This window comes from Kitasatospora sp. MY 5-36 (assembly GCF_001182915.1).
Classification (GTDB): Bacteria; Actinomycetota; Actinomycetes; order Streptomycetales; family Streptomycetaceae; genus Kitasatospora.
In genome coordinates, this window is the sequence record NZ_LFVW01000411.1 from 1 (window position 1) to 10460 (window position 10460).

Genomic DNA, 10460 nt, shown 5'->3' on the forward strand with positions numbered 1-10460 from the left:
CCCCGGCGGCCGGGGACCGGGGCGCGTCTGTGAGGATCGTCCCGCCGCGCCCCGACCGGCACCCGCCGCGCCCCGACCGGAACAGGAACCGCCCGCCGCCATGACCAGCCACCCCGCCGCCCGCACCCCGCAGCAGGACCGCAGCCGAGCGACCAGGGCCCGGCTGCTCGCGGCGGCCGTGGACTGCCTGGCCGAGCTCGGCTGGCACGGCTCCACCGTCACCGTCGTCGCCGAACGGGCCGGGGTCTCCCGGGGCGCGGCCCAGCACCACTTCCCGACCCGCGAGGACCTCTTCACCGCGGCCGTCGAGCACGTCACCGCCGAGCGGCTGGCAGCCGTCCGCGCCCACGCGGACGAGCTGCCGACCGCCGGCCCCGACCGCACCGGGGCCGTGGTCGACATGATCGTGCGGCTCTACACCGGCCCGCTGTTCCGCGCCGCCCTGCACCTGTGGACCGCCGCCGCCACCGAGGAGGCGCTGCGCGAGCGGATCATCGCCCTGGAGGGCCACGTCGGCCGGGAGGCCCACCGGGCCGCCGTCGAGTTCCTGGACGCCGACGAGAGCCGCCCCGGGGTGCGCGAATCCGTGCAGGCCACGCTGGACCTCGCCCGCGGACTGGGCCTCGCCAACCTGCTCACCGACGACAGCCACCGACGTTCCGGCGTGATCCGGCAGTGGGCGGGCGTTCTGGAGAGTACGCTGCGGCCGGTACGCCCATGACGCCCGTACACCCGGAGCGACCGGACGCCCCCTGACCAAAGGGGTCGCCGGGCGGCCGATGTCCGTGCAGTCTGGAGAAGAATCCCGGCCGGCACCGACCGCGAGGCCCACCCGGCCGGGCACGAGCCGAACCGGGGTGCTGCCTGATCATGCACGGACACGAGTGGGACGCGACCGCCGCCGACCCGGCACCGGGCCGTGCCCCGGTACGTCCCGAGGGCGCGAACCCCGAAGGCCACCGGCTCGTCCCGCTCGCGACGGCGCTGCTCCAGGACGACGGACTGATCCTGCACTGGAGCGAGGACGCCGAGGCCCTGCTCGGCTACTCCGCCGAGGAGGCCGTCGGCAGCTACGCCGCCCAGCTGCTCACCGACGGGTCCGACCGCTCCGAGGTGCTCGGCCTCTTCCAGCGGATCATGACCGGCAGCGGCTGGTCCGGCGTCTTCCCGGTGCGCCACCGCGACGGCCACAAGGTCGAGCTGGAGTTCCGCACCTACCCGATAGCCGGCCCGGCCGGCACCCTGCTGCTGCTCGCCACCGCCTCCGACACCCGCGCCCTGCACGCCGTCGAGGCCGACCTCGCGGTCCTGGACGGCATCTTCGGCCGCTCGCCGATCGGCATGGCCGTCTACGACACCGGACTGCGCTACATCCGGATCAACGAGGCACTCGCCCGGATGAACGGGGTGCCCGTCGCCGCCCACCTCGGCCGCCGGATATCCGCCGTCCTGCCCGGCATCAACAGCGCCGAGATCGAGCAGATCATGCGCCAGGTGCTCAAGACCGGCAAGCCCGTCGTCGACGCCCGCTCGCACGGCCGGGTCCCCGGCGACCCCCGGCGGGACCGCGCCTGGTCCGCCTCCTACTTCCGGCTCGAGGACTCCACCGGCCGGATCTTCGGGGTCTGTTCCTCGATCATCGACGTCACCGAACGCTTCCAGGCCGAGGCCCGCGCCGCCCGGGCCCAGGAACGGCTCGCCACCATCGCCGAGGCGACCGCCCGGATCGGCACCACCCTCGACCTCCAGCGCACCGCCGAGGAACTGATCGAGGCCGTCGTCCCCCGGTTCGCCGACTTCGCCACCGTCGACCTGCTGGAGCCGGTGCTGCGCGGCGCCGAGCCCACCGCGATCCCCTCCGACCGGAACGTCACGCTCCGCGCCGTCGCCGTCGGGGAGTCCTACGAGAGCGGCCTCGCGCACGCCGTGGACGTGGTCGGCGAGACCTCCGAGTACGCCCCCGACCGCAGCTACACCCAGTGCCTGCGCGCCGGGAAGCCGCTGCTGCGCACCCACGTGGACGAGGACGTGCTGCGCGGGCTGGTCTCCAGCGAGGACCGGGTGGCCCCCGGGATGGCGGCGGGCATCCACTCGTACCTGATGGTGCCGATCACCGCCCGGGGCATGGTGCTCGGCGGCTCCGAGTTCATCCGGATGCGCAACCCCGAGCCGTTCACCGCCGCCGACGTCGCCCTCGCCGAGGAACTGGTCGCCCGCACCGCGCTGGCCCTCGACAACGCCCGGCTCTACCGCCGCGAGCGGGAGACCGCCCTCACCCTCCAGCGCAGCCTGCTGCCGCAGGAGGTGCACCGCACCCTCGGCCTGGAGATCGCCTACCGCTACCTGCCCAGCAGCGTGGTCAGCGAGGTCGGCGGCGACTGGTTCGACGTGGTGCCGCTGTCCTGCGGGAGAGTCGCCCTGGTGGTCGGCGACGTGATGGGCCACGGCATCCGGGCCGCCGCCACGATGGGCCAGCTGCGCACCGTCGCCCGGACCCTCGCCACCCTCGACATGCCGCCGGAGCAGGTCCTCACCCGGCTGGACGAGACCGCCTCGGGAATCGGCGAGGGCCAGTTCGCCACCTGCATCTGCGCGGTGTACGACCCGCTGGAGCGCACCGTCCAGGTCGCCTCGGCCGGGCACCTGCCGCCGGTCCGGGTCGCCCCCGACGGCACCGCCGCCAGGGTGGACGTGCCGCCCGGGGTGCCGCTGGGCGTCGGCGGGGTGGCCTTCGAGTCGATCGAGTTCACCATCCCCGAGGGCGGCATGGTCACGCTCTACACCGACGGCCTGGTCGAGCGGCGCGGCGAGGACCTGGACGCCGGGATCGACCGGCTCGCCAGCACCCTCTCTGGCCCCGGCCGGACCCTGGAGGAGAACTGCGACGCCGTCCTCGCGGCGCTGGTCACCGACGGCACCGAGGACGACATCGCGATGATCATGGCCCGGGTGCTGCCGCTGCCCGCCGACCGGGTCGCCACCCTGCCGCTGTCCGGCGGCGGCCGGCTGCCCGGCAGGGCCCGCCGCTTCACCCGCGCCACCCTGGAGGCCTGGGGCCTGGCCGCGCTCACCGACTACGCCGAGCTGCTGGTCAGCGAGCTGGTCACGAACGCCCTGCTGCACGCCGACGCCCCGCGCCGGCTGCGGCTGTTCCGCGACCGGGTGCTCACCCTGGAGGTCTCCGACGCCGGCGGCCAGACCCCGCAGCTGCGCCCGTTCGCCGAGCAGGACGAGGGCGGGCGCGGGATGTTCCTGGTCAGCGAGCTGGCCCAGCGCTGGGGCAGCCGGCTCACCCGGGACGGCAAGGTGGTCTGGGCCGAGCTGGAGCTGCCCTTCGGGGTCTCGTAGGTCCCGTAGGGAACGGTGGTTCCGTACACGAGAACGGCCGTTCCCCCGGGGGGAACGGCCGTTCTCGGTGCGCTGTTACGCCTTGATGCTCGGCTGCGCGGCCGACACGTCGACGGCGCCCTCCGGGCCGGTCCCGGCGCCCGTCTCCGCCCCGGCCGTCGGCTCGGACAGCCCGCGCAGCAGCCGCCAGGCCATCACGGCCGCGCCGACCAGCAGCGCGGCGGCCAGCAGCCCGGCGCTGTTCATGCCGTGGACGAAGGACTCCCGGGCGCTCGCCAGCAGCGGCTGGGCGAGCTCCGGCGAGAGGCCCTGCGCCGTCTCGACGGCCGAGCCCAGCGATTCGCCGGCCCGGGCGGCGGCCGCCGGGTCCGTCCCGGCCGGGACCGCCAGCCCGTTCGCGTAGATCGAGCCGACCACCGAGCCCACCAGCGCGATGCCGAGCGCGGTGCCCAGCTCGTACGCCGTCTCCGAGACCGCCGAGGCGGCGCCGGCCTTGTCGGCGGGCGCGGCGTTCAGCACCAGGTCGGCGCCGAGCGTGTAGACCACGCCCTCGGCCGTCCCGACCAGCAGGAAGGAGGCGGCCAGCAGCAGGTAGGTGGTGTCCTGCTCCAGCCAGCCGAGCGCGCCCACGCCCAGACCCATCGCCAGCAGACAGGCCGTCAGCGCCTTGCGGGCACCGTAGCGGCGGGCGATCAGGGCGGTCAGCAGGCCGCCGACCACCGATCCCGCGAAGGCCGGCAGCTCGGCCAGGCCCGCCTGGAGCGGCTGGTAGCCGCGGACCAGCTGGAGGTACTGCGAGACCACGAAGATCACGCCGGAGAGCCCGATCAGGGAGATCAGCGAGGCCGACACGGCCGCGGTGAACCGCCGGTCGCGGAACAGCCGGACGTCGAGCAGCGGGGTCTCCAGCCGCAGCTGGCGGCGGACGAACACGAACAGCGCGGCGGTGCCCAGGACGAAGGCGACCGGCACGTCCCAGCGGTCCACGCCGTGCGCGGCGGCCTCCTTGACCGCGTACACCGCGCCGATCACGCCGGCCATCGACAGGACGACGCTCAGCACGTCCCAGCGGCCCGGCTTCGGGTCCTTGGACTCCGGCAGCAGCCAGGCGCCGAACACCAGCAGCAGGATCAGCACCGGGATGTTCAGCAGGAACACCGAACCCCACCAGAAGTGCTCCAGCAGCACCCCGCCGACCACCGGCCCGAGGGCGGCCCCGGCAGTGGCGGCCGCGCCCCAGATGCCGATCGCGGTGGCCCGCTCCCGGTCGTCCGGGAAGAGGCCGCGGATCAGCGAGAGCGTGGAGGGCATGATCGTCGCCCCGGCCACGCCGAGCAGGGCGCGGGCCACGATCAGCCAGCCGGCGCTCGGCGCGTAGGCGGCCAGCAGCGAGGCGGCGCCGAACGCGGCGGAGCCGGCCAGCAGCAGCTTCTTGCGGCCGATCCGGTCGCTCAGGGCGCCCATGCTGACCAGCAGGCCGGCCAGCACGAAGGAGTAGGAGTCGCCGATCCAGAGCAGCTGGGTGCCGCTGGGGCGCAGCGTCTCGCTGATGGACGGGATGGCGAGGGAGAGGACGGTCGCGTCCAGGGCGACCACGGTCACGGCCAGGACGAGGACGGCGAGGCCGGTCCAGCGCTGGCGGGCGGTCAGGGTGTTCATGGTGTATCGGTGTCCGGCCTGTGGTCGGCGGTGCTGTGGATGGGGGTGGTGACGGCAGTGGTGCCCACGCCGATGGGAACGGGCGTCCGCGCGTCCGGTCTGCGCAGCGCGCCGCCGAGGAACAGCTCGGCGAGCGAGAAGGCGGCGTCGCGCGGGGCGAGCCGGCCGTCCTGGATGGACCAGCCGACGCCGGCCACCAGGTCGAAGAAGGCCTCGCTCAGCCAGGCGGCGCTCAGCTCGATGCGGAACACGCCCTGCTGCTGGCCGCGCAGGAAGAGCGCGTGCAGCCGGGCGATCTGGACCTCCCAGAGGTCGTTGATGTCGTCGTTCTCGTAGAGCTGGTTCTCGCCGGCCAGGAAGGCGCAGAGCATGGCGTCCGGCACGGAGGCGTCCACCAGGCGGCGCAGCGCGGCCTCGGCGTCGCCCTCTTCGACCTCGGCGGTGTCCAGTGCGGCGGCGAACCGGCGCAGCCCGAGCAGGCCGACCTCGCGGATCAGCGCGTCGCGCCCCGGGAAGAGCCGGTGCAGCGTGGCGCGGCTGATGCCGGCGGCGCGCGCGATCTCGTCCAGGTGGGCGGTCGGGCGGCGGGAGAGCACGCCGACGGCGGCTTCGAGGACGGTGTCGCGGTCGGTGGCCATGGACCGAGTCTAGTTCATATGAGACACAGATGTCTCATTCTTTTGTTCGAGCTCTCAGGTGATGCGCGGGCTCTCGGTGCCCGGGCAGCAAAAAACCGGGGACGGTGGGTGTACCGTCCCCGGTTCCGGGGTGCCTGTGAGCCCTCGCGGGGCGGCGGCTCAGCTCTGGTTGTAGAAGCCGGTGTCGTCCATCGGGCGGTCGATCACCATGACCTCGACGTCGGCCGGGGTGAGCAGGAAGACCCTCCGGGCGATCCGCTCGATGCCGCCCCGGGTGCCGAAGATCAGCCCGGAGGCGAAGTCGACCATGCGCTTGGCCTCGGCCTCCGACATCTCGGTGAGGTCCATGACCACCGGGATGCTCGCCCGGATGTGCTCACCGACCGTCCGGGCCGCCTCGAAGCCCGTCGGCCGCAGGGAGACGATCTTCGTGGGCGCGGGGGCGGCCGGAACCGTCTCCTGATCGACCCACTCGTCGTCGTACACCGCGGCCGGGTAGTTCCCCGAGGGCATCAGCCACCCGTTGTGGTGCTCGTCGCGAAGTGCTCCCATGCCGCGCCTCCCTGCCTCGTCCCGTCCTGGTCCCCCGGGGGTGCGTGCCGTTCTTGACACGTCATCCACTCGTCGGAACTGTCCGAGTATCGCACTGTTCACCGGTCCCGTGCCCGCTCGCAACCCCCGTACGAGTCGTGCCGCGCCGGAAACCCGGGCGAACCCGGGCACTCCCACTGACGCGGCGCAGCGCCGTACGGTTGCGCGCGTTGACCTTATCGGTCGCGGTCACGGCGTAATTGACCTTCTGTCAACAATGCGGAAACGATTTCACCCGCGGTGTCACCCGCAGGGTCACTCGCCGGTCGATCCGTCGATCAATTCGCGCAGAAGATCCGCGTGGCCGTTGTGTCGGGCGTACTCCTCGATCATGTGGGTGAGGATCCAGCGCAGCGTCACGGGCTGACCGCGGCGCGGCTTCTTGCCGACGGTCTCCAGCGGCAGGCCGGCGGCGGCGCTGCGGGCGGCCTCGACCTCGGCGCGCCAGACGGCGAAGTCGGCCGCGACGTCGGCGGTGTCGACGTCGTCGAAGTCGCCGTCCTCGTTCTCCTTGGTCCAGAAGTGCCCCTCGGCGTTCTCCTGGCCGAGCAGGACGGACTGGAACCAGTACTGCTCCACCTCGGCCATGTGCCGGACCAGGCCCAGCAGCGAGAGGTTGGACGGCGGGACGGAGCGCAGCCGCAGCTGGTCGTCCGTCAGGCCCTCGGTCTTCAGCGCGAGGGTGTGGCGGTGGTAGTCGAGGAAGGCGTGCAGGGTGGCGGCCTCGTCGGCCGTCATCGGCGGGTCCACCCGCGGGTCCGGTGCAGTCATGCGCGCCATCCTGGCCTCCGGCGGCGCACCGGCGCGAACGATTTTGTCCTGGCGGGCCGGGCTGGGGGAGTCGGAGCGGACGGCCGGGCCGGGTTCAGCCGACCGTCGCCCGGCGGCGGGTCCGGGCCGCCCGCCAGAGGCCCACCACGCTGCCCAGCACCAGCAGCGCGATCACCCCCGCCGACAGCAGGAAGGCCGCCGAGCCCGGCCGGCCCGCGCTGGCCGCCGCCGTGACGTACACGGCCGTGGTCGGCACCACGCCGATCGCGGTGGCGAGCACGAAGGGCAGGAAGCGGACCCCGGAGAAGGCCGCGCCGTAGTTGGCCGCCTGGAACGGCATGCCGGGCAGCAGCCGCAGCACCAGCACGCTGCGGAAGCCCTGTTCGGTGAACCGCCGGTCCAGCGCCCCGAGCACCTTCCCGCGCAGGTACGGGCGGAGCGCCTCGCGGCCGAGGCCCCGGCCGAGCACGAAGGCCAGGGCGGCGCCGACCGTGGTGCCGAGCACCGCCAGCAGCACGCCCTGCTGGATGCCGAGCAGCAGCCCGGCCGCGGCGTTCAGGGCCGGCCGGGGCACGAAGGCGAGCGTCCCCACCGCGTAGACCAGGGCGAACAGCGGACCGAACCAGTAGCCCGGCATCCGGTCCGCCAGCCCGCCGGACAGCAGCTCCGTCGGGCTCCACAGCAGGAGCGAGCCGGCCGCCGCCGCGAGCACCGCGACCAGCAGGGCGAACCGCCACCACGGGGAACGCGGCGCGATGGCGGGCACCTGCGGTGCGAGGGGCGGGACGGGAACGGCATCGGGCTCGAACACCGCCCGAGCCTAACCGGTCCCGGGCCCCGGCCCCGCCGCCGTCCACGCCCCGGTCCAAGGCCTGGGGCGGGGGCCGGGATCCGGGTTCAGCGCGGCCGGGCGAGGAAGCCCAGCAGGCGCTGCCACGCGTCCCGGGCCGCGTCGGCGTGGTCGACCGCGGCGAGCTCGAAGAAGTTGTGCGGCGCCCCCGGATAGGTGACGAAGGTGTGCGGGCAGCCGGCCGCGGTGAGCGCGGCGTCGAAGGCCTCGACGGCGGCGGCCGGGATGTGCTCGTCCGCACCGCCCCAGAGGGCGAGGACCGGGGCGGTCAGCTCCGCCGCGAGCTGGGTCGGCCCCGGGGCGCCGTGGATGACGTCCGGGTAGCCGTAGAAGCCGACCGCGCCGGCCAGGCCGAAGCGCGGCGCGGCCGTCCGGAAGGCTTGCCGGCCGCCGAAGCAGAAGCCGAGCGCGACCACCTCGGCGGGCCCGACGGCGCGCAGCCGTTCCAGCGCTGCGGTGATGTCGGCGTCCAAGCCGTCGGGGGTGAGCGCGAGCAGGTGGGGGAGCAGGTCCGGCAGTTCGCCGAATTCCGCCGGGCGCTTTTCCGGGAAGGCTCCGGCGGTGCGGCCGTAATAGTCGAGGACGAGCGCCGGGTGGCCCTGTTCGGCGAGCCGGGCGGCGGTCTGCCGGTAGAACGGGGAAAGGCCCCTGTTGTCCGGCAGGACGAGTACGCCGACTCCGGTGGCGACCTCCGGGCGGGCCAGGAAGGCGCCGAACCGGGTGCCGTCAGCCGAGGTCAGGGTCAGTGGGGCGGCCTCGGCCAGCGGCCACGGGGCGGGACCGGGGGCGGGCGGGGCGGCGTCCGGGTCGTAGCACACGGGGAATCCCTCTCGCGGAGCACGAAAACCGCCGGACGCGGCGCGCCCGGCGGTTCGAGACTTTAGCGGGGAATTCCCTCAGGAATTCACCATCATATCGTGGAGAGATCTTTTCCGGAAGGCTTTTCCGGTGACGTTGCGGTCACGTTCTCGCCGCCGGAATTCCGTTCGGCCAGCCGCAGCGCCCCGGCGCTCAGCAGCAGGGCGAAGGCGAGCGCGGTGACCAGTCCGAAGGAGACGGTCAGCGAGGTGGCCTGGGCGAGGGCGCCGATGACCGCGGGGGCGATCAGGCCGGAGGTGTAGGTGACGGTGGCGACGCCCGCGATGGCCTGGCTGGGGTTGCTGCCGATCCGGCCGGCCGCGGCGAAGGCGAGCGGGACGATCACCGCGATGCCGATGCCGAGGAGCGCGAACCCGGGGATGGCCAGCGCCGGGCTGTCGGCGGCGACCACCAGCAGGCCGCCGACGGTGGCCACGGCGCCGCCGACGCGGGTGGTGCGGACGGCGCCGAGCCGGCGGATCGCCGCGTCCCCGGCGAGCCGGCTGACCGCCATGGTGAGCGAGAAGGCGGTGTACGAGGCGGCGGCGACGGTGGCCGAGGCGCCGGTGACGTCCCGCAGGTAGACGCCGCTCCAGTCCATCGAGGCGCCCTCGGCGAAGACCGCGCAGAAGCCGACCAGCCCGATCACCAGCGAACTGCGCGGCGGCAGCGCGAACCGCGGCGGCTCCTCCGCGCCCTCGTGCGCCCGGATGTCGGGCAGGCCGCGGCAGACCGGCTGGGCGAGGGCGAGCAGGACCAGCGCGGTGACGGCCAGCTGGAGCCGGGCGTCGAGGTCCAGGTGGGCGGCGAGGATGCCGAAGGCGGAGGCCAGCAGGCCGCCCGCGCTCCACATCCCGTGCAGTCCGGACATGATCGAGCGGCCGAGCCGCTCCTCGATCTCCACGCCCTGGGCGTTCATCGCGACGTCCGCCATCCCGGCCGCGGCGCCGTACACCAGCAGGGCCGCGCACAGCACCGGCAGCGAGGGGGCGAGCGCGGGCAGGGCGAGGGCCAGGCACCAGAGCGAGATCAGCCCGCGCACCGCGGCCCGGCCGCCGTAGCGGTGGACGAAGCGGCCGGCCAGCGGCATGGCGAGGGAGGAGCCGATGGCGGGCATGACCAGGGCCAGGCCGAGCTGGCCGGTGGAGAGGTCGAGGCGGTCCTGGAGCCACGGGATGCGGGTGACGAAGCTGCCGCTGACGGCCCCGTGCACGCAGAAGACCAGGGCGATGCCGGCCCGGGCCCGGCGGGGTGCGCTCAGCGGTTCCGGCGGTGGCGGTGGTGGCGCGGTGGTCCCGTTCATGGGGTGTTCCCTCCCGGTCGCGCGGTGTGGGGCGCGACAGTGCCCTGTGACGGTCGATAAACTATCAGGAAGGGACCCTGATAGAAACACTCTGGAAGGATGATCCGCCATGACCATCGCGCGTACGGCCACGCCGAGCACCGCCCGGGCGATCAACGACCGGCTGGCACTCAACCTCCTGCTCGAACAGGGTCCGCTGACCGCGACCGAGCTGCGCGGCCTCACCGGCCTGTCCCGGCCGACCGTCGCCGACCTGCTCGAACGGCTCCAGCGCACCGGCCTGGTGGCCGTCGTCGGCGAGCGCGGGGAACAGCGGCGCGGCCCCAACGCCCGGCTCTACGCGCTGGTCGCCTCCCGGGCCCACCTCGCCGCCTTCGACGTCCGCTCCGGCGGCGTCAGCCTGGTCGTCGCCGACCTGGCCGGGCGCAGCCTGGCCACCGCC

General features: G+C 74.1%; 9 protein-coding genes and 1 pseudogene. 3 read left to right on the top strand and 7 right to left on the bottom strand.

Features of this window, described 5'->3' with window-relative positions; genetic code table 11:
* The first annotated feature begins 100 nt into the window (after positions 1–100).
* Positions 101–721, top strand: a complete 621-nt coding sequence (locus tag AE652_RS24690; RefSeq protein ID WP_049655195.1) for a TetR/AcrR family transcriptional regulator — start codon at positions 101–103, stop codon at positions 719–721.
* Between the two features lie 149 nt (positions 722–870).
* Positions 871–3348 (top strand): SpoIIE family protein phosphatase, encoded by a 2478-nt coding sequence (locus AE652_RS24695; protein ID WP_063780251.1) that lies wholly within the window; start codon positions 871–873, stop codon positions 3346–3348.
* A 75-nt stretch (positions 3349–3423) separates the two neighbouring features.
* Here the strand turns inward: AE652_RS24695 and AE652_RS24700 are convergent, their stop codons facing one another.
* The 7 genes and pseudogenes from AE652_RS24700 to AE652_RS24730 form a co-directional block, all read right to left on the bottom strand.
* Complete coding sequence (locus AE652_RS24700; protein WP_082345940.1) at positions 3424–5007, bottom strand: MFS transporter; 1584 nt, start codon at positions 5005–5007, stop codon at positions 3424–3426.
* A gap of 101 nt (positions 5008–5108) precedes the next feature.
* Positions 5109–5645, bottom strand: a pseudogene (locus tag AE652_RS24705) (TetR/AcrR family transcriptional regulator); the annotation flags it as partial.
* Between the two features lie 159 nt (positions 5646–5804).
* Entirely contained in the window at positions 5805–6197 is a 393-nt protein-coding gene (locus tag AE652_RS24710) for a cell division protein SepF (RefSeq protein WP_053112231.1), read from the bottom strand.
* Between the two features lie 294 nt (positions 6198–6491).
* Positions 6492–7007: a DinB family protein gene (locus AE652_RS24715; RefSeq protein ID WP_049655198.1), complete on the bottom strand. Its 516-nt coding sequence runs from the start codon at positions 7005–7007 to the stop codon at positions 6492–6494.
* Between the two features lie 94 nt (positions 7008–7101).
* The gene (locus tag AE652_RS24720; protein WP_049655200.1) at positions 7102–7818 is read right to left on the bottom strand and encodes a TVP38/TMEM64 family protein; all 717 of its coding nucleotides are present in this window, start codon (positions 7816–7818) and stop codon (positions 7102–7104) included.
* A gap of 86 nt (positions 7819–7904) precedes the next feature.
* On the bottom strand, positions 7905–8675 hold the full coding sequence (locus AE652_RS24725) for a dienelactone hydrolase family protein (protein ID WP_049655203.1): 771 nt from the start codon (positions 8673–8675) through the stop codon (positions 7905–7907).
* A 92-nt stretch (positions 8676–8767) separates the two neighbouring features.
* Positions 8768–10018: an MFS transporter gene (locus tag AE652_RS24730; RefSeq protein ID WP_049655205.1), complete on the bottom strand. Its 1251-nt coding sequence runs from the start codon at positions 10016–10018 to the stop codon at positions 8768–8770.
* A gap of 109 nt (positions 10019–10127) precedes the next feature.
* Between AE652_RS24730 and AE652_RS24735 the strand changes: the two genes are divergently transcribed.
* Positions 10128–10460, top strand: a 333-nt coding sequence (locus tag AE652_RS24735) for a MarR family transcriptional regulator (protein WP_049655207.1), incomplete at its 3' end; no start/stop codon positions are given.